General features: G+C 39.2%; 12 protein-coding genes. 8 read left to right on the forward strand and 4 right to left on the reverse strand.

The genetic code is table 11. The annotated features are described in order from the left end of the window. Positions 1–2 precede the first annotated feature (2 nt). On the reverse strand, positions 3–8,015 hold the full coding sequence (locus tag RMY63_RS10845; RefSeq protein ID WP_322728702.1) for a non-ribosomal peptide synthetase: 8,013 nt from the start codon (positions 8,013–8,015) through the stop codon (positions 3–5). Then, positions 8,012–12,247, reverse strand: a complete 4,236-nt coding sequence (locus tag RMY63_RS10850; protein WP_322728703.1) for an SDR family NAD(P)-dependent oxidoreductase — start codon at positions 12,245–12,247, stop codon at positions 8,012–8,014. Before RMY63_RS10850 ends, RMY63_RS10845 begins: the two co-directional genes overlap by 4 nt. 1,180 nt (positions 12,248–13,427) lie before the next feature. On the opposite strand from RMY63_RS10850, the gene RMY63_RS10855 reads away from it, so the two are divergent. The 8 genes from RMY63_RS10855 (at position 13,428) to RMY63_RS10890 (ending at position 22,927) form a co-directional block, all read left to right on the forward strand. After that, on the forward strand, positions 13,428–13,586 hold the full coding sequence (locus RMY63_RS10855; protein WP_322728704.1) for a microviridin/marinostatin family tricyclic proteinase inhibitor: 159 nt from the start codon (positions 13,428–13,430) through the stop codon (positions 13,584–13,586). Positions 13,587–13,785: 199 nt separating this feature from the next. Beyond that, positions 13,786–14,766 carry an MvdC family ATP-grasp ribosomal peptide maturase gene (locus RMY63_RS10860; protein ID WP_322728705.1) on the forward strand — a complete coding sequence of 327 codons (981 nt, stop codon included), beginning with the start codon at positions 13,786–13,788 and terminating at the stop codon, positions 14,764–14,766. A 35-nt stretch (positions 14,767–14,801) separates the two neighbouring features. After that, positions 14,802–15,773 (forward strand): MvdD family ATP-grasp ribosomal peptide maturase, encoded by a 972-nt coding sequence (locus RMY63_RS10865; protein ID WP_322728706.1) that lies wholly within the window; start codon positions 14,802–14,804, stop codon positions 15,771–15,773. Between the two features lie 163 nt (positions 15,774–15,936). Next, complete coding sequence (locus RMY63_RS10870; protein WP_322728707.1) at positions 15,937–18,030, forward strand: patatin-like phospholipase family protein; 2,094 nt, start codon at positions 15,937–15,939, stop codon at positions 18,028–18,030. A 155-nt stretch (positions 18,031–18,185) separates the two neighbouring features. After that, positions 18,186–18,590: a hypothetical protein gene (locus tag RMY63_RS10875; protein ID WP_322728708.1), complete on the forward strand. Its 405-nt coding sequence runs from the start codon at positions 18,186–18,188 to the stop codon at positions 18,588–18,590. A 163-nt stretch (positions 18,591–18,753) separates the two neighbouring features. Further along, complete coding sequence (locus RMY63_RS10880) at positions 18,754–20,748, forward strand: ABC transporter ATP-binding protein/permease (RefSeq protein WP_322728709.1); 1,995 nt, start codon at positions 18,754–18,756, stop codon at positions 20,746–20,748. Continuing rightward, positions 20,733–22,439, forward strand: a complete 1,707-nt coding sequence (locus tag RMY63_RS10885; RefSeq protein WP_322728710.1) for a GUN4 domain-containing protein — start codon at positions 20,733–20,735, stop codon at positions 22,437–22,439. Before RMY63_RS10880 ends, RMY63_RS10885 begins: the two co-directional genes overlap by 16 nt. Positions 22,440–22,501: 62 nt before the next feature. After that, positions 22,502–22,927 carry a hypothetical protein gene (locus RMY63_RS10890; protein ID WP_322728711.1) on the forward strand — a complete coding sequence of 142 codons (426 nt, stop codon included), beginning with the start codon at positions 22,502–22,504 and terminating at the stop codon, positions 22,925–22,927. Positions 22,928–23,384: 457 nt separating this feature from the next. On the opposite strand, the gene RMY63_RS10895 is transcribed toward RMY63_RS10890, so the two are convergent. Both RMY63_RS10895 and RMY63_RS10900 read right to left on the reverse strand, forming a co-directional pair. Then, on the reverse strand, positions 23,385–24,635 hold the full coding sequence (locus RMY63_RS10895) for a family 3 adenylate cyclase (protein WP_322728712.1): 1,251 nt from the start codon (positions 24,633–24,635) through the stop codon (positions 23,385–23,387). A gap of 467 nt (positions 24,636–25,102) precedes the next feature. Next, the gene (locus RMY63_RS10900) at positions 25,103–26,680 is read right to left on the reverse strand and encodes a mechanosensitive ion channel family protein (protein ID WP_322728713.1); all 1,578 of its coding nucleotides are present in this window, start codon (positions 26,678–26,680) and stop codon (positions 25,103–25,105) included. Between the last annotated feature and the right edge of the window lie 39 nt (positions 26,681–26,719).

Below are 26,719 nucleotides of genomic sequence, written 5' to 3' on the forward strand. Positions count from 1 at the left end.
GCTCAAAACTCCACTACCTCACTACCAATTTCTTTAACTGATAAATTTTGTGTTACCAAATTTACTGTTTCTATGTAGGCTGCTATCCCCGCTACTGTGGGAGACTCAAACATCATCTGTATAGATAAATCGAGTCCAAAAGCTGAGTTAATTTCTGACAAGACTTGGGTAGCTAGTAGGGAATGACCACCAAGTTCAAAGAAGTTGTCATTAACACCAATACGTTCCACTCCCAGAACTTGACTCCAGATTCGAGCCAGTTGAGCTTCAATTGGGGTGCGAGGTAAAACAAAGCCGGTAGAAAGATTTCTTGTGGCTGTATCAGGTGAAGGCAGGGCGCGGCGATCTACTTTGCCATTGAGGGTTAACGGCAGGGCATCGAGGACGACAAAAGCCTGCGGCATCATGTAATCGGGTAACTTTTGTTGGATATATTCACGCACCTGTGGTACTAGTTTCTGAACTAACTTGCCCCGTAGAGGATTGTTAGTATAGTCAGTCCAGGGTTTGGTAGTGACTTTTGAACTATCCCAAAAAGCAATAGCCCCTTGTGCGTCAGATGTCTGCGTTGAATTCTGACGACGGAACACCAGATCATAACAACCATCCTGGCTACTCTCCCACCAACTTAAATGAACAGTGTAACCAAGTTGCTGCCCCAACTGGTAAAACTGCTCTGGATTGACCCCTACTGTTGGTTGTTGTGCTAAGAACTGCTGCAATTGGCTGAGTGTTTCTACTGCCGGGGGATGTTCCAACCATTGCCAAATTTGTAGTGCTTGCTGCACCCTCTGATTCGGTACGCGCCTGATTGCAAACACTTGGGGCTGTTCCTGTTGCAACCGATTTTGAATTTGTGTCAACGAAAGCTTGTCCAGTTGCCAATTTAACCAAGAAACTACTGTTTTTTGGACATCAATACCCACATGCAGGGTAACATCATAGCGGAATTGGGTTAACTCATTTTGAGTGTTACCGCCTTTGGGCTGAATCTCCACCCAAGTAATCTGAGGAAAGCGTGTCTGAAGGGCAATGAAGAAACCGGGATCGATGACTAATTCTTCTTCAGTAGCCACACTCTGATTTACCATTCGCTGCCATTGCTCAATCGTTCTATCTTCAGCAGCTTGGAACAACTGCACAGCTGCATGGTATGGCTCAAGTAATGGCAAGCTGCGGATATCGCCCATGAATAGCCTACCCTGAGTGCCAATTGCTGCCATTGCTCCCTCTATCACCTGCAACAAATACTCCACATTGGGGAAATACTGCACTACAGAATTCAAAATAACAGTGTCGAATTCTGCTTTGGGGATACCTTCAAAGTTATCTGCCATCTGGTGCAGCAGTCGGACATGAGCTAGACCATCAACTGTGGAGCATATCTGCTCAACGTGCTTGATTGCAGCGATAGAATAATCACATCCCCAATACTGTTGGCAGTGCTTGGCAATGCGAGATAGCAGTAACCCCGTTCCACAACCAATTTCTAGTACCCGTTGCGGAAAACCAGCCAGAATGCGGCTCGTTGTATTCTCCACCCACTCCTGCATTTCCCAATCTGGGATAGGTTGCCTAGTATAACTACTGTTCCAACCAGTAATATTGAACGTCAAGTCATCTGTGGATGCTTGGTTTTGGCTATAGGCTTGTTCATAGAGCATTTGCCAGTCGCTCACGTACTCGCTCTGCCATTGGGCAACCTGCTGGGGTACGGTTTTGTGATGAACAGCAGGCACTAAGTAAGCCACAAGACTTGTACTGAGCGGAGCCGAAGTGCGTTTATCACCAGGGGTATCTTCTCTGATGACGACGACACTCTCCTGTACCAAGGGGTGTTGACTTAAAACTACTTCAATTTCGCCTAACTCGATACGGAAACCCCGCACCTTAACTTGATTGTCGATGCGCCCTAAGTACTCTAACTCACCATTGGGCAAGTAACGCGCCTTATCCCCTGTTTTGTATAGTCGTGCTTGCGGATTCTTGCTAAAAGGATGAGAGATAAACCTTTGTTGTGTTAATTCGGGACGATTAAGATAACCACGCGCCACCCCAGCACCACCAACGTACATCTCACCTGGAACGCCAATCGGTACTGGTTGTTGATGTTCATCTAGCACATACACCTGTAAATCAGGTATCGGACGACCAATCACACTAGCAGTACCATCCAAATCGGCTTTGCTCAATAGACGATAAGTGACGTGTACGGTGGTTTCTGTAATTCCGTACATATTCACTAATTGGGGCGAGTTGTCGCCGTGACGCTCAAACCAAGGCTGTAAACTTGATAGTTCTAAGGCTTCCCCACCGAAAATGACTAAGCGCAAGTTTAAGTCGCCAATATTGGCCATTGACTGTTCTGCTTGAATTAACTGGCGGAAGGCAGAAGGTGTTTGATTGAGAATTGTGACTTTTTCTTGACACAATAATTTATAGAAGGATTCAGGCGATCGCGTCACTAAATAAGGCACTACTACCAGTCGTCCACCATACAGCAAAGCACCCCAAATTTCCCATACAGAGAAGTCAAAAGCATAAGAATGAAATAGTGTCCAGACATCTTGAGCATTGAAGTTATACCAAGAGTCTGTGGCTGTAAATAGACGTACTACATTACAGTGATTGACTAAAACGCCTTTGGGCTTACCTGTAGAACCTGAAGTGTAAATGACATAAGCTAGATTATCAGAGGTTGCGGTTTTTTCCAGGTTTGAGAGGTTGTTTTGAGCAATTTTTTCCCAATCGGTGTCTAAGCAGACTACACGCGCTTGATGTTGAGGGAGAGATTCTACTAATTGCTTTTGAGTTAACACCACTTCCACTTGAGCATCTTCTAACATAAAGCTCAAACGTTCTTGGGGATACTCTGGGTCAAGAGGTACATAAGCACCACCCGCTTTGAGAATGCCAAGTATTCCTAATACCATCTCTAAAGAGCGTTCTACACACAACCCAACTAGTACATCTGCTCCCACGCCCAAAGAACGTAAGTAATGCGCCACCTGGTTAGCACGATAGTTTAATTCCCGGTATGTAAGTTGTTGATTTTCATACACTACCGCCACTGCATCGGGAGTACGCGCTACCTGCTCCTCAAACCATTGATGAATACATTTATCTTGGGGATAATTTACTCCTGTATCGTTCCACTCTACCAATAATTGATGATGCCCCTGCTGTGTAAGCCAGGGTAGTAACGCTACTGGCTGTTGTGGATTTAGGGCGATCGCCACGAGCAAATTCTGGAAATGCTGCATCATGCGGGCGATCGTTGTCCCATCAAATAAATCGGTGCTGTAACAGCAAAAGCCCTCAAGACCTTCTGAGGTTTCCCAGAAGTGTACTTCCAGGTCAAACCGCACTGCATCAAGCTTCCAAGGCATTTCTTCCACCTTTAAACCAGGCAAATCCCAAGGGGAGGTAGGAGCATTCTGGAGAGCAAAAATCACCTGTACCAATGGGTTGTGAGCTAGGTTTCGCTCCAATTGCAACTTTTCGACTAACATCTCGAAGGGCAAATCTTGATGGTCGTAGGCGTTTTGCGTCACCTGTCGTACCTGTGTCAATAAGTCTTTTAAGGTCGGTTCTTTTAATAAATCGAACCTCAACGCTAAGATATTGACAAAAAATCCAATTAATCCTTCGATTTCTTTGCGGTTGCGATTGGCAATTGGAGAGCCAACTAAAAGATCCGTTTGTCCGGTGTAGCGAGACATTAACACCACAAAACCCGCCAGCAGTGTCATAAACAAAGTGCTTCCTGACTCTTGGCTCAGTTTTCTCAGCGCAGAAGTTAGCTTGCTATCTAGTTGAAACTGCTCTGTTGCTCCTCGGAAAGTCTGAATGGCTGGGCGGAGGCGGTCTGTAGGCAATTCCAACAAAGGTGGCGCTCCTGCTAACTGTTGCTTCCAGTAGCTTAACTGACGCTCTAGTACCTCATTTGTCAGCCATTGGCGTTGCCATAAGGTAAAGTCAGCATACTGTACAGGTAATGGTAAGACAACTGAACTACCTGTGACAATAGCTCGATAATGGGCAGACAGTTCGCGGTTTACAATGCCTAATGACCAACCATCAGCAGCAATATGGTGAATGGCTATCAGTAATACATACTCCTGTTGAGCAACTTGCCATATCTTGACTCGCATCACAGGATCATTAGCCAAATCAAATGGTTTGTAGGCTTCTTTAATCGCTAGTTGCTCCACTTGTTGCCAAGGATCTGCCACATTTTGTAGATCCACTATTGGTAACTTGATGGTTATGTTGAGGTCGATTACTTGTACTAACTTCTCATTCTTAATCTCAAAGCGAGTACGCAGAACTTCATGTCGCTGCACCATCTCCTCAATTGCCTTTTCTAAGGCTTTAATATTGAGATTACCCACCAAATGCAAGGGGAAATTTATCGTGTAAGCTCCACTTTCACCTTCTAATTGATGCAGAAACCATAGGCGTTCCTGCGCCCAAGATAGAGGTATGTCAAGTCTTGTGGAAACAGGCACAATCGGCGGTACTGTCAAACCCGAATTAGTTTGTAGTTCATTAGAAATGACTTCACTTAACTGAGCAACTGTTGGTGATTCAAATAAAGAACGCAACGGTAACGAAGTCCCAAAAGCTTCTGGTAAGCGAGAAATTACTTGGGTAGCTAACAGCGAGTGTCCCCCTAGTTTAAAGAAATTATCATAAATGCCAACTTGCTCTACTTTGAGGACTTGCGCCCAAATTTGTGCCAGTATTTCCTCAATTGGAGTGCGTGGAGCTACATATTTGTCTGCTATTTCACTGGATAAATCCGGTATTGGCAAGGCACGGCGGTCTACTTTGCCGTTGGTAGTTAGTGGTAAGGACTCCAAGATTACAAAAGCCGATGGCATCATGTAGTGAGGCAGTTTATCAGCAAGAAACTGATGCAGTTCGTCCTTGATGGATATTACATCTGTTTGCGGTACTACGTAGGCGAATAAGCGTTTATCACCAGTTGCATCTTCGTGGACAATTACACAACAGGTTTGCACATTTCCATGTTGGCTCAGTATTGCTTCTATTTCTCCTAACTCGATACGAAAACCACGAATCTTCACCTGATTGTCAATGCGTCCCAGGTATTCGATATTGCCATCTGGTAAATAACGAACTAAATCCCCTGTTTTGTAAAGGCGTTCAACTTTATCGCATAATTCAATTTCAATAAATTTTTCGGCAGTAGTTTCAGGTCGATGGAAATAGCCTCGTGCTAATCCAGCACCACCGATGTGCAATTCTCCAGGTACACCAATGGGTACGGGTTGTAGTTGGGAATCTAATAAGTAGATTTGTGTGTTGGCAATTGGTTGTCCGATAGGAATAGTGGTCGCATCTTGGCTGACTTCCTCCACCAAGTACCAGGAAGTAAATGTGGTATTCTCTGTTGGCCCATAAACGTGCAGTAGTCGCTGCGGCGCACCATTGTTGAGTACTTCTTTCACCCATTTAGGATCGACAGCTTCGCCTCCAAATAGAAGATGTCGTAGTGAATTGAAAGCAGAGGGTACTTCCTGAGCAATTTGATTGAACAGGGCAGTTGTCAAGAATAAGACGCTGATACTTTGCGCTCTAATAAAGGCGGCGAAATCTTTGGGCGAAAGTGCCAATTCTTTGCTGACCCCCACCAACCGCGCTCCATTCAGTAATGCTCCCCAAATTTCAAAAGTTGCAGCGTCGAAGGCATGATTTGAGGCTTGTGCAATTACATCTTGAACAGAAATGCTGACATAATTGGTTTGTTTGACTAATCGAACTACACTTTGATGGACAATGCTCACACCTTTGGGTTGACCTGTAGAGCCAGATGTGTACATTACATAAGCTAAGTTATCAGCTTTGCTGCTGGTAGTCGGGTTCTCTTGTGTTTGTTGGCTGATGATATCGCAGTCTGAGTCTAAGCAAATTACACAAGCTTTGCGATCGCCGAAGCCGCGCCGGAAGCGATCGCCCAACTTCTCAACTAATTTTTCTTGAGTCAATATCACTGATAGCTGAGTGTCTTCGAGCATGAAGCTTAATCGCTCAGTTGGATACTCAGGGTCAAGTGGCACATAAGCTCCACCCGCCTTGAGAATGCCCAGTATGCCCACAATCATTTCTACTGAGCGTTCCACACAAATACCCACCAGCGCATCGGCTTTTACACCTAATGAGAGCAAGTAATGTGCCAATTGGTTAGCTTGGGCGTTCAATTGTTGATATGTTAGAGACGCGAATGCCCTTGTCTGTACATCTTCAAATACCACCGCCACAGCATCAGGGTTGCGCTCTACCTGCTCCTCAAACAACTGATGGATACATTTATCTTGGGGATAGTTTGTTTGAGTACCATTCCATTCCACTAGTAACTGATGCCGTTCTGACTCAGTTAGCAAAGGTAATTCTCTAACTCTCTGATTGGGATCTCTGACTATTGTTTCTAACAAAGTCTGAAAATGAAGAGTCATCCTAGCAATTGTATCCGCCTCAAACAGATCGCTGTTATATTCCCACGACCCAATTAATCCCTCTCTTACAAAGTTTGGAGCGGAGGAAGCCTCCGCTCCACGCCAGTTGCTTTCCGACGCAGAGCGACAGGAACGCACTGGCTCAACTTTGCGCTTTTGTGTCTGCCAAATCGAGAGGCTCAAATCGAACTGAGACGTACCCCGCTCTACCATCTCTGGAGTCAGACTAATATCAGGTAACTCTAAAGTATCGAGTGAGAAATTTTCTAGAACAAACACCACTTGAAACAGGGGGTTGTAGCCAAGAGAACGTTCCGGCTGTAGTGCTTCTACCACTTGCTCAAATGGTATGTCTTGGTGTGCGTGAGCATCCCAAACAACAGAGCGGACTTGTTGGAGGAATTGAGAGAAACTAGGATTATCTTCAATCTGAGTACGCAACACCAAAGTGTTGACAAAACAGCCAATTAGTGGTTCGACTTCTTGACGATTGCGGTTAGCAAAAGGCGAACCGATACAAACATCATTTACACCGCTATAACGATGGAGTAAAACTGCAAAAGCTGCCAGCAGGGTCATAAACAAGGTGACACCTGACTTTTGGCTGAGGCTTACTAGTTGAGAGGTTAAATGCTCTGTTAGTTGAAATTTTTTGGTAGCACCAGAGAAAGTCTGCACTGGTGGACGCGGATAATTTGTTGGCAACTCCAATAAAGGCGGCGCACCAGTTAGCTGTTGTTTCCAGTAATCAAGTTGCTTTTGTTGAACTTCTTGAGTTAACCACTGGCGTTGCCAAAGGGCAAAATCAGCGTATTGTATTGTTAACTCTGGTAAGGGATTTGGTTCACCTTGAGTAAAAGCTTGATAAAGGATTTCTAACTCTTTGAAGAATATCCCCATTGACCAGCCATCAGTAATGATGTGGTGTATGGTCAAAATCAACAAGTGAGATTCTGCTTCTTGGCGCAGTAGAGTGGCTCGTAACAAAGGAGCGATCGCTAAGTCAAAGGGTTTGCGAACCAATGAAGTAACTATTTGTTGCACTGAGGCTTCTGGGAAACCTTGCAAGTTTACTACGGGTAAGGCGATCGCACAGCTGGGTGATATCGCCTGAAAAGGTATGCCCTCTCTCACTGCAAAGGTAGTTCGTAAAGCTTCATGACGGCGGATAATTTCGTTGATACTCTGTTCTAACGCTGTCACAGAGAGCTTTCCGACAATCCGAACTTGTAGATTTTCATTATAAAACGGGCTTTTCTTATCTAGTTGATAAAGAAACCACATCCTTTGTTGAGCAAAAGATAGAGGCAAATCCCTATCCCGCTCAACTGGTATTAGGGGGAAAGAGGTAGATTGTGTAGCTGTTTGAGCTTCTTTGAGAAAAGCAAGGATTTCTGTTTTCCGCTCTTTAAGTTCCTGCTGGATGGCTGCTGTCATGACTCCTTTGGGAGCGCGACAGCCAAGTTGATCTCCGTCAATCCAGATTGTTACACTCTGAGTTTGCAGGTGAGCTAAAAACTTTTCTATATTCATATCCTTACTTCCTCATATTCTTCGGCGATCGCCTCAATAGATCCACTTTTATCCTGAGTTACTCCTCGAATCGCCTCAATACTTTGGGCTAAACTGGCGATCGTGGGTGCTTTAAATAAACGTTGTAGAGACAAATCTAGAGAGAAATCTTCGCGTAACCGAGAAATCACTTGACCAGCTAGCAGGGAATTCCCCCCCAACTCAAAAAAGTTGTCGTGAATGCTTAAAGGTGCTACTTTCAGTACTTGCTGCCAACATTGAGCAATTTTGAACTCTATCTCGTTGCGTGGTTCTATTCGCTCCTTAATTTCCTGAGTGCTAATTTTCCTAATTAGGTTGGCGCGATCGATTTCGCCGTTTTCGAGACAAGGCATTTTGGGCAGTTGTACTAAGTTGCAAGTGCAAGAAGTTCCAAAACAATCTTGCATTCGCAAGTCTGGTAACTGTACAACCTCGTTACTAGTGGAAGTGAAATAAGCAGTTAACTTCTGTAAATTAAAGGCTTGAGACTGCCAACGTTGAATGTTTTGGTTGCTGCCATCTAAACCTATCAATATATTTGTTTGCTGATGTTGCAAGCTGGCAAGCATTGAAGATATTGCTTGAGAAGCAGACATCACATAAAAACCTTTGGCGCGAATCAGATTCTTCATCTGATATCCCTGGCTCATACCTGTCTCATCCCACATACTCCAAGCCAAACAATAACTTGCTAATCCACTGTGGTAATTTTGGTAATCAGAAAAGCGATCGAGAAAACTATTGGCAGCTGCATAAGCTCCGACAGCCGTGCCTCCAAAAAAACTGTTTACAGAAGAAAAGTTAATAAAAATGCTATCTGTATAGTCTTTAAGCAATTGATGCAGCACCCAAGCAGCCAACATCTTAGGACGCAATATAGATGTTAAGCTTTCCTGAGTCTCTTCCAGTACAAGCCGCTCGTGGGAAGTTCCAGCTAAATGAATTACGCCATCCAGATTTTTACCCCATCGGGATTGAGCTTTTTTAACTATTATTTGCAACTGTTTTAAGTCACAAATATCAACAGCTTCGTAAATTACTTCTCCCCCAAGCTGTTTTAGTTCCTGATAAACTTTCAGACGTTGTGCAATAGTGTCTGTTTTCTCTAGATAAGCATTCCAAGTACTTTTATCTGGTAAAGGAGTTCTGCCGACCAATAGTAACCGAGCTTGGTAATGTTTCAGCAAATAACGCGCAATTTTAATACCTATACCACCGAGTCCTCCGGTGATTAAATAAGTTCCTCCTTGCTTGAAGGAAACAGCAGATTTAGGTTCGCTGGTCAAATCCACTTTTTCTAGACGAGGAACTAAACGCTGCCCATTTCTATAAGCTACCTCTCGTTCTTTTGACGAAACCTGTATCTCTTGTAATATATAAGCTCCATTTCTTTCAACTTCAGCAAAAGACAAATCAATGTGGCGACAGTTCAACCAAGGTAATTCTTGAGGAATCGTTTTCAGTAGCCCTAATACTGCTGATTTTTCATAAGCTATTGGTTCCTCTGAAGAAATAGACTGGATATGAGAAGAAATAAATAGTAATTGAACTGAATCATCAGTACTTTGAACTTTTGCTAAAGCTTGAACCAGGAATAATAAACTATAGATACTATGTTCTTGTGCTTGTTTGAGAGCTTCTATGTTTTTAATTTCGCCAAAATACTGGTTATAAGTCCATAGGTGAAGTATGTGACCAATGATAATATTATCTGCTGCTAGAGATTCGATTAAAAGTTGGTAGTCCTTGGCTTGTCCTAGTGTAATTGTGTAGTGTGTACGATTAATTTTTTGGAAATCTTCTCCTGGTGAAACAGTGATGTATGGCAGGTTATGTTCTGACAATATTTGACATAAATATGCCCCCAAACCAAAAGAATCTAGAAATACTAGAGTGGAGTTAATAATAGTTAAAGAAGAATTAAAAGTAATGGGATTTTTGGGCTGCCATACTTGACGGTAGAACCAGTCAGGAATGGTATTAGCATTACCCAGTAATATATCAATGCGTTTAATAATTGTTTGAAAATCACCTGTTTTGAAGCGCTGGCTAAGTTGCGATCGCTGAATTTTACCAATAGCAGTTTTAGGAATAATTTCTTTATCTACTGGAATGAGATAATCTGGGTTTACTCCCATCTTGTTAACAACAGCAGTGCGAATTTCTTTGAGCAGAGCTAATAAACTTGCATCATCAGCAACAGAAGTATTGAAAAAGATAGCTAGTTTATCAGTATTTGTTCCTGGTTGTCTGACTGCACAGGCGGCTGTGTAAGAAACTTCTACACCTTCAAGTTCTTCAACGGCGGCTTCGATTTCGTGACAGTAGTAGTTGAGTCCATTGATGATAATGACATCTTTTTGCCGTCCAGTAATAGTTAAACACCCTTGATGGAGAAATCCTAAATCCCCGGTATTAAACCAGCCATCAGAGGTAAAAACTTCTTGGTTTGCCTGTGAATTCTGATAGTAACCAGAAGTAACAGATGCGCCTTTTACTTGTAAACGACCAATCATATTTTCTGGAACTACTTGCTCATTTTCATCAACAATCCGCAGTGAAGCACCAGCAATTGGCGAACCTAACTCTACAAATGAAGTATCATCTGATGAAGATTCTAGAGAAAAACTATCAGAGTAAGTGATGCCAGAGGAGGTTTCGCACATTCCAAAGGCTGGGTGAATCGCGTTGGTTGGTAAACCGTGACTACTCAGCAGTTTTAAGAAATTCCTGGCTGTTTTGGTGACAATCGGCTCCCCAGCGTTGATGATAAACTTCATTGAGGATAAATCCCAATTGTGACGATTGAGAGTAGAAGCGCGATCGCAGATGAGAGAAAATGCAAAGTTAGGAGACCAACTAATCGTTGCTTGATGTTTATCAATTAAATCTAGCCACTTGAGCGGATTCTGCACAATCAAGTCAGTAGGCACATGGATTTGTTGGCAACCTAAACTAACAGCCATGATACTCAGAGATACCAATGCACCGACATGATCCAAAGGCATCCAGTTTAAAACGCTTTCCTGGCTGGAGAAATGACTCATTAAAATTAAGCCAGTTGCCATACTCAATATGTTGTGATGATTGAGCATCACACACTTGGGTATACCAGTGCTTCCAGAAGTCAAAAGCAAAATTACCAAATCCTCTGGCTGACTTTGATGTAGGTTTAAATCCGGTTTACACTTACGCAACTTCTCAATAGTTACAATTTGAAAGTTTTCTAAATTTAACCGCCTGGAAAAACTATCAATGTTGGCAGCCAAAGAAGCACTCGTCAGTACCAGAGGTTTCCCTAGCATTTGCCAAGTATTTAGGAGTTTGCTTGCAGTACTGTTGACTGTATCGTAGGTAGGGGCGATAGATACTGGCACTGGGACAAAGCCCCCTAGCACGCAACCCCAAAAAGCACAGATGAAATCTTGATTATCTTCTAGTTGAAAAATTACTTTATCTTGAGCTTTGAGTCCTAGCTTTCTCAATCCCGCGAAAATTCTTTGAGCATCTTGCCATAATTGGTGATAAAACTGAATTTTCTCGCTGCCATCAGGTCGAACGTAGATAATACCTTTTGTTGAATTTTGAGTGGCTCGTTTTAATAGTTCCACTAAAGTTTTAGGAGCGTCTTTGGAGTATTGTAGACTTGTACCATGACTAATGGCTAACTTTTTTGACGAAGAATTTTTCTTTTCTACCTTTTCACTAAGTATTGTTGTTTGTACCTTTTGCTGGCTATTTTCAGAGACGATTGCTTGCATCTCGCCTATCAAATCCTCCAAGTGAATAGGAGGAATACTTTTAACCAAGGGTTCAACAACCACCGCAACACGCTCAATTTCTGACAATGACTCTAATTGCTTTTCTATGCGACGCATTAAGTCAGAGTCAATCACTTCTAAATTGGCTAGTATAACTTCATCTATCTGCCCTGCATCTGTTAGAGGAATGGTAGAAACTGGTATAAATACTGTGGGTATCAATTCAATAGGCAGAATTGTTAGCAGGTGAGACAACAATTGTTCTGGTACAAATAAGCCTGATGGAACTATATATGCAACTAATTCCTGCTTTAGCTTTTGGGTTTGTCTCTTGATCGCTATACAATCATCTACAGTCAAACTTGACTTAATAACAACTTCTATTTCTCTATATGTAAAACTTTTATTACTTGAAGTTGCTAAAAGTTGATTATGGTTATCTAACTGCATTAGCTTTTATATCCTTTTTCAACTCCACTGTTCATCAATTAAAGTTATGCTTATTTAAAACTACATATTTAATTTGTTTTCCTTATTGCTTTTTAATCACCGCTTTGAATTTTTACCTTACCTACCTTTCGTAAAAAGCCATGTAAATAGAGGTTCTACAAATTTAAACCGTGAATAATAAGAATAGTAATAGTTTATACCTTATATTATGTATCACAATATTTATACTAAATTTATACTGAGGATAAGTCGATGGTTTTTTGCTAGCTATTCAATAGATCATCTCAGTTTTATTAATAAAATGCAATGGCAGTTAAGAAAGATAAGGAAGTCAATAAGGGATAATTACTAACTGTAAAACAATTAAGTGGGCAGTTGAGACACGATGAGTAAGTAGTTAAGAAAAATAAAAAAATAAGAAAGTTAAGAAAGTTAAGAACTAATAATTAAACTGATGCACTTATAAATTGCACATTTTCTAATGAAAGGTTGTCAAGGGTCATTTGTGAGAATTTAAGGTCGGATAACATTTGTCAATAAGCAATAGTACTTAAAAAGGTGCAAAAAATCGGGGCTGGCAACAGAATTTTTGAGCAAGCGATACCTACGGCGGGCTACGCCTACGCGTCATCTTGATAGGCATCATTCATTCTTGAGCCATCAGTTCAGTACAAGAGTTAATTTCATATCTCCGCTTTTCCCATATTTTCAGCATAATTTCTAATTGACAAAAGTAAGATTGTCTTAATTTCTCACCAATTGTCAAGGGTCAAGAGGAGCATAGCGACTGCCGCCGGCTTGAAGCAAGTGACGTTCAAGAGTTCAAACTCAGCCTTAATTTTAGACAACCCTCTCCTGAAGGAGACGCTGCGCGTAGCTTGCTTCCCCAGAGGGGTACATGAGTAACTATGCAACTTAAATGCGTAACAGCTTATAATCATAAATTTCTTAAGTATCTTAAATTTCCTTGTATGCATACTTAATTATTGGTATATCTGGGATGACTAAAATAAATAGGACTTACGCTACTGGCAGACTAAATTAAGGTGAAGACTGTCAATAGTCCACAGTCAATAGTCAAAAATCAACCTTCTTTGAACTATTGACTACTGACATCCTCAACTAAAAATTTACGACACGCAGCTTTAGTCCTGACAAATTTTCCAAAGGAAAAATAGCAATGTCTACAAATGCAGTCAAAGCACCAGAGATCCAAGTAGTGCCATTCTTCGCACGCTTCTTGCAAGAGCAATCTGCATCCAACGAAAAACCAGATACTACTCCCCCTCCTCCTCCTCCTTTCACTTTCAAGTTTCCTTCTGATTTGGAAGACATTTAAGGGATTGACAACTAAAAAATATTCCATTGCTGTGTAAGCAGGGGAGCGCGATCGCTTCCGTATTGCAGTATTGATAATATAATTGCGATCGCCTTTAGTTTTTAGATTGCCTACTTCTTTGAGAACTTAGGTACTTAGATAATAACTTATTTAGATAGTCCCTAACATCTAGCTGCTAAAAACGAAGCCAGAAATTTTTATGCACCTGTCGCGTGACGTTGTTTTATTAATCACCCACAGTGGTGATTTTTTTACAATAGATAGAGTGGCACAAGCCTTGTCAAAAAAAGGGGTAAAACCGATTCGTTTTGACACCGATAAGTTTCCTCAACAAGTGCAATTAGTAGCACACTTTGACAAGTCCAAAAGTTATCACACCTTAGAGTATGGCAACCACTCTATCAGCACAGAGCAGGTGCGGGCTGTATGGATGCGGCGCATTTGGGAACCGGAACTAAGTTCAGAACTAGCTCCACAGTTTAAAGAAGCCTGCATCAGAGAATCACAAGCAACTTTGGAGGGTTTTTGGGACAGTCTTAAAAAGGCTTGTTGGGTAGACGATCTAGAAAGGATAAACTATGCAAATAATAAGCTGCGGCAACTGCGAATTGCGTCTGAGGTAGGTTTTGTTATTCCTCAGACTCTTGTCACCAACAAAGCTGAGTCAGCACGAGAGTTTTTCCATCAAGTCAACGGCAAAATGGTGAGCAAGTTATTAACTGCTCTTTCGCGCAGTATGGAAGCTAACTCCTCGTTCTTTCTTTACACCAGCATTGTCAAAGAAGAGGACTTACAAGATGCCGAGTCACTGCGCTATTGTCCAATGGTTTTTCAAGAGCAAATTCCTAAGCAGCAAGAATTGCGAGTGGTGTATGTGAATGGCAATGTCTTTGTGGGAGCGCTAAATGCGGATGTATATGCAGCAGCCAAAGTTGATTGGCGTAAACCTGGTGTTGAAGTTGGCGCATGGCAACAGCACCAGCTTCCTGATGAAATAGTGCGTCGTCTCAAAGCCTTTATGGGGAGATTTGGGCTGTTATTTGGAGCTTTAGATTTTATCGTCACACCATCGGGCGAATATGTCTTTTTGGAAGTCAACCCTGTGGGAGAATGGGGAATGTTAGAGAAAGATTTAGACTTGCCAATTTCGAGTGCGATCGCAGATGCTCTTATTTCCTAGTAGTTACTGTAAGGTGTGTTAGACACAACTTAATTATGACAGTATTAATAGTTACTTTTAGCCAAGACAACGAAAGCATTCCTCTAGTTATCAAAGAAATTGAGGCTAGAGGAGAAAAAGCATTTCGGTTTGATACAGATAGATATCCCACCGAAGTCAAGCTAGATATTTATTTTGGCGATACAGAACGGGTAATTATTACTGATGGCGAACAGAAGCTCGATTTGAGTGAAGTGTCCTCAGTTTGGTATCGGCGGATGCGTTACGGGCAGAAAATTCCCAACTCAATGGACAAACAATACAAAGATGCGTCCATTAATGAATGTCGCGCCACTGTCAGAGGTATGATTGCCAGCCTTCAAGGATTCCACCTTGATAAAATGTCCAATGTGGATCGGGCTAATAATAAACAACTACAGTTGCAAGTTGCACGACAAATCGGTCTTCTAACTCCACGTACCCTGACTTCAAACAATCCCGAAGCCGTTAAGGAATTTGCTTTTGAGTGTCAGCAAGGTATAGTCACCAAGATGCTTTCCTCCTTTGCCATCTATGATGAGCAGGGGCGAGAAAACGTTGTGTTTACCACTCCAGTGACAGCTGACGATTTAGAGAATATGGAAGGGCTGCGTTTTTGTCCGATGACATTTCAAGAAAACGTACCGAAGGCGCTGGAGTTGCGAACAACTATTGTTGGACACGATGTATTTACTGCCGCCGTAGATTCCCAAAGCTTGTCAGGATCTACTTATGACTGGCGCAAAGAGGGAAAAGCTCTAGTTAAGAATTGGCAACCATACGACTTGCCAGAAGATATTGAGAAAAAGCTGCTTAAACTGATGGCTTATTTTGGCTTAAACTATGGAGCAATTGATATTATTGTCACTCCCGATGGTCGGCACGTATTCCTCGAAGTTAATCCAGTGGGGGAATTTTTTTGGCTGGAAATATATTCGCCACATTATGCTATTTCGCAGGCGATCGCAGAAGTATTACTAACTAAATAAAAATTAGGTTATTGAGCATTGTTCATTTTTTTTATTCTTGACCATCAAGGCACTCTTTTAAAAAACTTTTTAACAGTAGAGATAGTAAATCTATCATAAACTTATTAATATGTAATACCTAAGTTTTTAATTAAAACTATTTATATTTGGAGATTAAATCATTGTGACAAACTTAGCAGATACACAAATAGTTTTGACATTTGATGGGGTAGATGATTATATAGATTTTGGCAGAAAAGACATTGGCAACGTTTTCGCTCAAGGGAGTTCAGCCTTTACAGTTTCCGGCTGGATAAATCCACACGAACTAACAAATAAAGCCACTAGTTACGGCACGCGTAATGTATTTTTTGCTCGTTCCTCAGAACGGTACAGCGATAATTTTGAATTTGGTATTAGTGAAACAGGAAGCTTAGATATATACATTGATGAAACTGTGAGCAAAGGTATCAAAACCTTCGGGAATGGAGAATTAACTATAGGTGAATGGCACTTTTTTGCTATTGTTTTTAATAGTGGTCAAATAACAGTATATCTTGATGAAAACGAATATAACGATTCTCTTAGAGGTTCATCTTTAAACAAAGCAACAAGTTCTATAACTCTCGGTGCAACTTTACACAAACAAGTTTATTTCAAAGGGCAATTAGCAAACATTAGCGTTTGGAATTATCCATGTACTCAAGTACAAATCCAAACCCATCGTTGTGGGCTAATAGTTGGGGATGAAGAAGGATTAGTAGCTTACTGGGAATTAAATGACGGGCAAGGAACAACAGTCAACAATCAAACTGGAAAGTCCTATCAAGGAAATTTTCGTGGTAATCCTAGTTGGGAGTTAGCACAAATTCCATTTGCAACACAATCATCCAATCCGGTTCCATTTGTAGAGGAATCATCCAATCAAGAGGATATCCAAGAAGAGATCCAAATTGAGACACCAGTTATTCCCGAAGAAAATATCTCAACAATAACCACAAATTTATTAGCAGCAACGATACCGTTAGTAAGCAACGACGAAGACGAACCAAAGGAAATTCAACAGATACAAATAAACAGTGAAGAATCCGAAATTGTCCCAACCTTGGTAAGTCTCCAGTCAGATGAGGAGGAAACTGAAAAAGACCAAACCGAAGAACCCGTCAATATCCAACAAGCACAAACGCTAACTCAGGAGGAACCGCCAGAAACTATGAATACACAAGCCCAGCCCAAATACAAAATACTTTCCATTGATGGAGGCGGTATTCGGGGTATTATTCCTGCATTTATCCTAGCAGAAATTGAAAGGCGGACACAAAAGCCTATATTTAGTTTGTTTGATTTAATTGCTGGCACTTCAAGCGGCGGAATTTTGGCACTGGGACTAACTAAACCTCGATTAAGTTCTGATGTATCTGATTTGCCATTAGCCCAATATACTGCTGAGGATATGGTACAACTATTTCTTGAGTATGGGGTAGAAATATTTTATGAGCCATTATTTGAAAGACTAATTGGCCCAATAGAGGATATATTTCTCCAGCCAAAATATTCTTCTAAAAGCAGAGAAGAAATTCTCAGCCAATATTTTGGCAATGCCCAATTAGAAAATAATCTCAAAGAAGTTTTTGTAACTAGTTACGATATTGAGAAACGAATTCCAGTATTTTTTACAAACAAACTAGAAAAACAAGAGATAGAACCTAAAAATTTTCACAAGTTATGTAGTGGTTTTACGCTTCTAGATGCAGCATTGGGCACTACTGCCACTCCGACTTATTTTGCTCCCCATCGGCTTGTAAATCCTTACAATAGTGGCAGTGTCTATACTTTAATTGATGGTGGGGTATTCGCTAATAATCCAGCTCATTTAGCTATTTTAGAAGCACAAATTAGTAGTAAACGAAAAGCAAAAAAAGTCCTTAATACAGAAGATATTTTAGTAGTTTCTTTAGGTACAGGTTCGCTGACCAGTGTCTACCCTTATAAAGAAGTCAAAAATTGGGGGCTATTGCAATGGGGAAGACCACTTTTAAATATTGTGTTTGACGGTGGTAGTGAAGTGGTATCTGGAGAATTAGAACGGTTGTTTGAACCTAGTGAGAAAGAAGCTAAAAGTTTTTATTATCGCTTTCAAACACTTTTAGATGGGGAACTAGAAGAGATAGACAATACTAAACTACAAAATACTCGTCAGCTACAAACTATAGCCCATCGACTGATTTCTGAAAAAGGTCAACAAATCGATGAACTGTGTAGTCTTTTATTAGACTAAATCAGATTTCTTATATCTTGCACCTGTAACTAGCATACATTTTATAATCGCTAATGATAGATGCAATAAGTAAGATTTTTAATTTCTTCAACAAAGAAATTAAAAATCCCTTTCTTATTCATGTTTCCACCTTATAAGGATTGTAGGTAAGTACAATGGATGAACTCGTCAAAAAAATTGCTGGTTTGGGCCTTCCTGGTATACTTTTCGTGATTGCAACGTCTGCATCAGGGGGCAGTGTCGCCGCCGTTGTCGCTATGCTTTCATCACTGGGCGGGCCTTTAGGCTTGTTAGGAGGTTTAGGACTGCTTGGTCTGGTAGGCATTCTAGGGGAATATATAGGAGCATTTGGGATTGAAACCGTTCTCAAGTTCATTTATACAGAACGTAGCAAAACCGAATCTGTGAGATTTCTTCTCAAAGAAATTCAAGAATTACCCATTACAGACGAGCTTAAACTCAAACTGAAACATCATATTAGTCCAGTAGTGGTTACTGAGCCTGAACAAGGCCCTACTCCGAGAACAGTCGAAATTGTTGATGATGAACCAGTAATCTAGTGCATTTGATTTGCTTCCCCCTAGCCCCTTTTTTTAGGAGGATTTAGGGGGATATAAAAATCTTCAATTTCTAAAACTAAAAATGGCCTCTGAGTCTAAATTAATTCTCAAAGGCCATTTCAAAATTATATAGTCTAATTAATAACGACTGCATCTTTAGAATATGCAAACTCCATCTGTCCGCGAGCAAAACACAACAAATCCTTTTTCAGCATTAACTCAATTTTGGGAGGATGTGAAAGTAGTTGCCGGGCCTTATTGGTATCCAACAAAAGCACAAGGGAGAGCATTCGCAGATGTGATTCGTTCATGGGGAACACTCATTCTTCTACTATTATTAATCATCTCAGTTATAGGTGTAAATACCGCAAATAGCTACTGGAATCGTTATGTAATTGATATCGTTGTTGAAGAAAGAGACCTGGAAAAATATAATAGTACTTTATGGCTGTCCAGTCTCATTGTTGTAGTGACAGTCGTCTTAATAACTTTTTTGAGTTATGTCAGAAAAAAAATCACTCTTGACTGGTACAAATGGCTGAATAATCATATTTTAGAAAAATATCTGAGCAAGCAAGCTTATTATAAAATCAATTTTAAATCTGATATAGATAATCCAGATCAACGTCTATCTCAAGAAATAGAACCCATTACTAGTAGTGCCTTGAGATTTTCAACTGCTTTACTAGAAAAAGTTCTAGAAATGGGAAGTGCTTTGATAATTCTTTGGACAGTTTCTCCACCAATCGCACTTTATTTAGTTATTTATACAGTTATTGGTAATTTAATAGCTGTTTACTTAAATCAAACAATAAGTATAGTTAATCAACAGGAACTTGCATTTAAGGCAGACTTTGCTTATTGCCTAACTCATGTTCGCAATCATGCTGAATCAATTGCTTTTTTTCAGGGAGAACAGGAAGAATTTAATATAATTCAGCGCCGATTTAATAATGTTCTAGAAACTGCTGAACGCAGGCTGAGTTTGGAAAAAGGTCAAGATGCTTTTGGTAGAGCATATCAGTCTGCCATTAGTGTATTTTCTATGTTTATCCTCACGCCTTTATTTATTCAAAATCAAATTGATTATGGGGAAATTAACCAAGTTAGTTTTGCTTGCTTTTTGTTTTCTAATGCCTTGGGACAGTTAATAGGTGAATTTAGTATTTCTGGACGATTTTCTAGTTATGTAAAGCGTTTAGCTGAGTTTTCAGATGCGTTACAAGCTGTTAGTAAAGAGCCTGATAATTTTAATACTATTCAAGTCATAGAAGAAGAACGTATAGCTTTTGAGCATGTCACTTTACAAACGCCAAATTATGAGCAGACAATTATTGAAGATTTATCACTTTCTGTTCAGCCAAGCGGAGGGTTATTGATTGTTGGCTCTAGCGGTAGGGGTAAAAGTTCTCTATTGAGAGCGATCGCAGGTTTATGGAACGCGGGAACTGGTCGTTTAGTGCGTCCTCCCCTAAAAGAAGTCTTATTCTTACCCCAGCGTCCTTATATCATTTTGGGTACTTTGCGCGAACAATTACTCTATCCGCATACAGACCGAAAAATGAGCGACAAGGAACTCGAACAAATATTACAACAAGTTAACTTACAACACTTACTTACCCGCGTAAAGGGCTTTGATACAGAAGTTACTTGGGAAAATATATTGTCGTTGGGAGAACAACAACGCCTCGCTTTTGCACGGGTATTAATTATACATCCTAGTTTCACTATCTTAGATGAAGCAACAAGTGCTTTAGATTTGACTAATGAAGATAATTTATATCAACAACTGCAATCAACTAAAACAACTTTTATCAGTGTTGGACATAGAGAGAGTTTATTTAACTATCATCAATGGGTTCTAGAGCTAAGAGAAAATTCCCATTGGCAACTTATTTCTGTAGAGGATTATCAACGCCAAAAAGCAATTGTCACTACTTCACCTAAAAACGTTAAAATCACAATAGATAGTTCCTCAACATCAGTTGCAATAGGCACTATTGAAAACCTCACTCATCAAGAAATTAAGGCATTAACAAACTATTCTCTTACCACCATTAGAAGTAAAGCAAGCCAAGGGAAGCCTATCACTACTAAAGATGATGCAACCTACTGCTATGATAAAAATCCAAAGGTTTTGAAATGGGTGAGAGTCTAGTGGCTACTCTTGTGAGAACTGATGTGATGTTAACTAATAAGCAAAGACAACTAATTAATTATAAATCAATTACAATTTATGAAATAAATTATCAATTACCTATTGTAAACAATTCCAAATTAAAAAAAGTTCAAAAAAAAATTAAAGAATGTCAAATATTACTTAAACAAGGTACTCAGTATCATTCTTATTTTTGGGGAATAATCAAACGGAAACAAGAAATTAGTCAACGAGAAATTTTTACCAAAACCAAATTATTAATTAAAGATTATATTCAACTAATTGATTTTTTAGAAAAATATAAAGATAATTATCAAGATTTTTTATTAAAATTTACTGATAATTGGAAACACTTATTTACTCAAAAATATACAGAAATTAAAAGTATAAATACAGAAAGAAATAAACTAGAAATTAAAAATCAAAATAATTCACAGATTATTGATAAATTAAAATGGGAGAAACAAGAAAATATCAAGTCTATTTTACTTTTGAGTAATACTAACTTTTTGATATTAGAAAAAGTCAAATTGCTCACTGAAGGAATTAAAGGTTTAGCAGAAGACACTAAGAATCAAAAGCAAACTGTCCAGCAAATAGCTCAAGAGTTAGAGGTATATCAAGAAATTTACGAATATCAAATAAAAGCGACACAAATTCGTCAAGAAATAGCAAAAATAGCTGAGACAGCAATCAACTTTGAAAATTATTTACAAGATTACTTTAGTCCATTTCAATCCTTAATAGACGAAATAGTAAAAGTAGATGCAGGCTTTTACACAACTGTAGGAGAAATTAAAAGTTTAGCAAATAGTACTTTAAATTTTCAGTCAAGTTTATTAACAATACAAGATACTAATACGATTTCTGAAAATATTCTCAATTTATTGGTAGCAACTTATGAGAAAGGAGATAGATTAAAAGATGCATTGCTTGAGTCTAAATTATTAAATGGGCAAGTTAGTAACTTTGAGTTAAGTAACGATGGAATAGCTTTAGAACAAACAATTTACTTAATATCTAATTATATATCTACTCAACTTGTCGATCAAAGAAAAGTGCTAGGTATATTAGAGACAGATATTGTTTATACAAATTCTGCACTTTCTATTGAAAAAACAGAGTTATTAGAACTTAGTAATAATGGTAACTATGTAAAAGAATTTCAAATTAGTCATAATATTGATTATAGTAAACTGCAAACTCTCCTCGCACAATATAAGTGGAAAGAAGCTGATATTGAAACTGCTAAATTAATGCTACAAGTCATCGGAAAGAATTATTGGAATGAAGTTTATAAGGAAGATATTCTTAACTTTTCTTGTGAAGCTTTTTATACTATTGATCGCCTTTGGCAACAATACAGTCACGGTTATTTCGGCTTCAGCGTGCAGCAAAGCATCTGGCACGAAATCGGCGCTCAAGTAGATTATGAAACACAAAAGAGACTTGGCGATCGCCTGGGCTGGCGAAAAGACGGAAACTGGTTAAACTACGACCAACTAACTTTTAAATTATCTCCGATGACACCAATGGGACACTTACCAGTTAAATGGTTACACTATGACCAAGATATTTTTGATTTATCTCCATCATCTGCGGAACCCTTTTCAATGGGAGCATGGCGAGTCGGGTCATGGTTAGTCTGGCAGATGCACTTATTCTTTTCTCGTGCAAAAATGTGTAATTGAATTCAGACTTTGTTGTTAATACTTCTTTCCTTGTAGTAATCTAATCAATTTAAAAAATAGACATGAATAACAGTATGCATTCTGATATAGAAATAGAAATTTTACTTTTAGGAAAATGGCGCTTTAATACTTATTCAGAAAAAATCACTGTTGAATTTAAAGATGATATGACTTATGAGCAAACAAGGGTTCAAATACTTCTTTTCTCTAAACCTAAAGAACTTATAACAGGTAATAAATTTACTGGAGTATGGTATGTCAGCCAAAAAAAATTATATCTAAGTGTTAAAACTATGCCAAAATCATTTTTAAATTTAAACATTCCACTATTTTTTCAGATTTCTATTGCAGATATAGTAGCTACTATCGGTTCAATTTTTACAACTGAAAGTTATGAAGTTATTATAATTAACAGTTCTAAATTTCTCATAAAAGATAAAGATGAATCAATTATTGGGACAAAAATAAATAATACTAGAAAGTACTAGAGAATGTTGGCAAGCGTGAGCAGATTCGATGGCATATTTATTTGATAATACATTGCCATATTCTATATATCATAGTCAGAGCAATATAATATGACTACATATAAATTAAAGTCACTTTTGGCAAGTTGTGTCACGATCATCTAGTGCTGTCAATCTATAAGCGATCGCAGTTATATTACTACATCTAATTGGTTATTAAAAAGCCTTCAGTTTAGTTATTGTTAGCGGTAGCGTGACCTTTAGCCTGTGCTAAGTGCTGAGTAAATTTTACTCGGTACTAGAACCAGCCATTTCAAGGTGTCTGTTTTTGGATTATTTTTGCGATAGAATTTTAGCTGTAGAAACATAAGGTCGTTTGGAATGTCTTTGTGTTGAAAAGTTTGCGCTGTACTGAACAAAATACAACGCAGGTTAATTCCTTTCAACACAAGATTCTTGTAGCGCGGCTTATGTGCTTTTAGGCTTCGTAGATACTAATTTCTACTCCAGAAACTGTGTAAGTAATCTGTGTAAATTGGCTCACGTCCATTAATGTTTTCATGGTGGAGCTTAAATATAATTTGCCAAACTGTCCTTTATCTTGAGCTATTTTAGACGCAACATTAACTGGATTACCAGCAATGTCTTTACCACCAGCAGCCAAGTCAAAAAGCAAAATAGAACCAGTGTCAATCCCTATACGAGAAGCAATATTTTGTGCTGCTAGTTCTTGACGGAATGCTTGAGCAAAGTTAAGTGCGGTATCGGCTTTATCAAAAACATAAATTCCAATAGAACCGACTACCTTAACTTCTACACCATGATATTTTTGCAAAAGTTGTGAGCTGGTGTCTTTCAGTTCAGCCGTAAGAGCCAAGTTAGTAAACATCCCAATTTCATGAGATTGGGCTTCTTCAGGTTCCCGTTCAATGAGGACAACTACTTTGTTTTGCAAGTATTTCTCAGCTAACTGCTTGCCAAACTCAGTGTCAGCCAGACGATTTCCAAATGCTAATAAGTCAGCATAAAATTCTTGAGAATAAGGAATTGGATATTGGGGATTTAAAGGTGGTATTACGTCTAACCCTGGCCCGTCTAAAACTCGAAAAAGCTTACCTATTTCAGTTACTTCTTCGCTTTTTTGAGTAATTGTAAAATTGTGGTTCTCTGGTAAGAGTTCATAAAAGCTTTGGCTAATTGCTATCTCACCACCTTCAGTATCGTTCTCGGCAATTTCTTCAATCGCATCAGCTTCTAAACCATACAAACCACCGTTAATGTAGTAAAACTCTCCATAATGTGCGCCGAGTCCGATTTTGATTTGACAAGTTTTACTAATTTGGCGTTGAATGGTAAGTAACGCAGACACAATGGTTTCAGGATTAACTGATGCTGAGTAAAACATTTGAGTATTGTCAGCAGCCCAAATACCGACACCTTCTCCACCAATAGCAGTGCCAACACTATATACAATTTCTTTTGGTTGATTAATAATTGCCAAAATTTCTAATAAGCCTTTTTGTTTAGTTAGCTTAGTTAGCCCAGCAGAATCGGAAGATATGGCGTAACCTTTGACTTTGTAAGGTTTTAGTAGTTCTAACGTTGCTTGCTGGGTTTGCTCACTCACTAACCACTTTTGAATTAGTTTTAGTGGTAGGCTCCCGATAATATCTTGGGTAATGTCAAATAAGGCTGGATTGTATTGATCTGTAGTAAATTTCCTTGTCATACTTGTACTGTATTTTTAGTGAGGTAATATCTTTAGCTGCGATCATCTCTGTATTGTTTAATAAGCACTATTAAAAATGCAAGGATAGTTAAGAAAGTTAAGAAAGTTAAGCAAATATTTAACAAATACTTAATAACTGGCTTTTGGATTCTTGAGCTTTTTGGGTCGTCCTAGACGCACCTTTGTCCCAAAAGCGATCGCACGAGGCAGCGCGCTGTTTTAAGTAATCACGTCCGATTCACCTGTGCAAATATTAGTGAATTCTTTTGCTTTCAACTTTACTTACAAATAAAGCGATCGCCCTCTTCCACTACTATATTAGTTTTCAAATAATCTCCTACTGAATTGGGAGTCATCGTGCAAAAGCGGGAAATAATAAATTGTTGTCAAAATAGGCACTAAAGGTTAGCTACTTTGACATTACAATATATTCTATTCGTTAAATTGTAATCTTAAAAGAGCCAATATCAATTATTGGCAAAACCGCAAATTTCAATTTCTTCTTGGCTAAAGGTATCTTTTAATATCTTGCGGAGAACGCGCTGAATATGAAGGTGTTTTCCCGGCTTGACCTTTGTCAGCGTCAGCAGCAACAGGTTGTTCTCCCCAAAGTTTTCTATTCCAGCTACTCGCGTAGGTTCTAGAACATCCTCTTCATCCGTCTTTAGCTGCTGTCCCACTTTCTCAACTACTCTGTACACATGATCCAAATTCGAGTCATAGGAAACGCTAACTTCCACTCTTGCATATATATACTGTTTTGAATAGTTGATAATCGATCCAATATCTCCATTCCGAACAATCTGCAATTGACCATCAGGATGGCGGACGTGAGTGGTTCGCAGTTCAATTGCCTCTACAATCCCCTCAATATTTCTCTCTTCCACTTTCCCAACTTCAACATAATCACCCACCAAGTAATAGTTTTCAAACAAAATTAAAAATCCACAAAAGACATCATTAATCAGGTTTTGTGCTCCAAGACCAACTGCTATACCCACAATTCCTGCACCTGCTAAGATAGGCGCAGGATCGATGCCAAGAAGCCTGAGTATAGTAACTCCGGCAGTGAAGTAAATGAAATATTTGGCAAAACTGCGGATTAAAGGAATCAGTGTTAGCCGTTTCTGTCGCTGTGAGTCATTGGCATCTGTAATGTTTAAGTAGAACTCATCAAGAATAAAGTAAACGACTTCAATCGAAACATTGCTAATAAAATAAACCCCAATAATCTGCACAATTGTAGAGGTATAAGCACTTATCCAAGCAATAGGTTGTATTTCTGGAACAACAAGATTTACTATGCCAACATAAAGAACGTATTCCAAACATTTTTTGAAGAGGGGAATTAAGTGGCGTAAACGCTCGTATAAACGCAGTAGATTGTTAGAACTAGAGTATTTAAGACTTAGGGCATCGAGAGTATCAACGATAGTAGCAACAGCTTTAACAATGAGTAAGCCAACTGTGACAATAATGTATATTTTTAAAGCAATGTAAAGATATTTGGGAACTACTTCTGGAAGGTAGCAAAATTTAGCGCCAAGGATAACAGAAGATGTCCAAAGAGTATGATTGATAATTCTTTTTAAGACTTTAAAAAAAGCCTCAGTACTCTCATCATTAGCCTTAATTTGATCGGCTTTCTTGGCGTAATTACAAACCCAATCTATACCTCTGTTCAAGGGTGGTATGCTAAGTTTAACCAGCATTAGCAAACTCACAGTTTTCAAGCTTGCTGTAAAGAGATTGCTCCAAAATTGTGTAGGAAGACTGCGAACGAGATTAAGTTGAAATTCCTGAACGTTTCCGCCTCGGTAAATCACCATCCCATTCACACCAATCACCGCCAGACACAGAATCACAGCAATTAAAATTAAAAGTCTGCTGATACTCCGGCTCAGGAAGGTGATATTTGTAGTTCTTCCTTGAAGCCAAGAAACTTTAGCGATCTGCCTGAATATGATGCCAATCAGCCAGTTAAACAGTGAGAAAATGAGTATTAAAAATATGACTTCACCGAGGAGAATTAATATATTATTCATCTACTGAAAGGCTCTAAAAGGCTTGAAACTCGTGCAGAC

Source organism: Nostoc sp. ChiQUE01b (assembly GCF_034531255.1).
Classification (GTDB): Bacteria; Cyanobacteriota; Cyanobacteriia; order Cyanobacteriales; family Nostocaceae; genus Nostoc.

Excerpts from the sequence above, each read along its gene's own strand:
- RMY63_RS10880 (WP_322728709.1), top strand. The coding sequence starts at position 18,754 with ATGCAAACTCCATCTGTCCGCGAGCAAAACACAACAAATCCTTTTTCA.
- RMY63_RS10860 (WP_322728705.1), top strand. The coding sequence starts at position 13,786 with ATGCACCTGTCGCGTGACGTTGTTTTATTAATCACCCACAGTGGTGAT.
- RMY63_RS10895 (WP_322728712.1), bottom strand. The coding sequence starts at position 24,635 with ATGACAAGGAAATTTACTACAGATCAATACAATCCAGCCTTATTTGAC.
- RMY63_RS10885 (WP_322728710.1), top strand. The coding sequence starts at position 20,733 with ATGGGTGAGAGTCTAGTGGCTACTCTTGTGAGAACTGATGTGATGTTA.
- RMY63_RS10850 (WP_322728703.1), bottom strand. The coding sequence starts at position 12,247 with ATGCAGTTAGATAACCATAATCAACTTTTAGCAACTTCAAGTAATAAA.
- RMY63_RS10875 (WP_322728708.1), top strand. The coding sequence starts at position 18,186 with ATGGATGAACTCGTCAAAAAAATTGCTGGTTTGGGCCTTCCTGGTATA.
- RMY63_RS10900 (WP_322728713.1), bottom strand. The coding sequence starts at position 26,680 with ATGAATAATATATTAATTCTCCTCGGTGAAGTCATATTTTTAATACTC.
- RMY63_RS10845 (WP_322728702.1), bottom strand. The coding sequence starts at position 8,015 with ATGAATATAGAAAAGTTTTTAGCTCACCTGCAAACTCAGAGTGTAACA.
- RMY63_RS10890 (WP_322728711.1), top strand. The coding sequence starts at position 22,502 with ATGAATAACAGTATGCATTCTGATATAGAAATAGAAATTTTACTTTTA.
- RMY63_RS10865 (WP_322728706.1), top strand. The coding sequence starts at position 14,802 with ATGACAGTATTAATAGTTACTTTTAGCCAAGACAACGAAAGCATTCCT.
- RMY63_RS10855 (WP_322728704.1), top strand. The coding sequence starts at position 13,428 with ATGTCTACAAATGCAGTCAAAGCACCAGAGATCCAAGTAGTGCCATTC.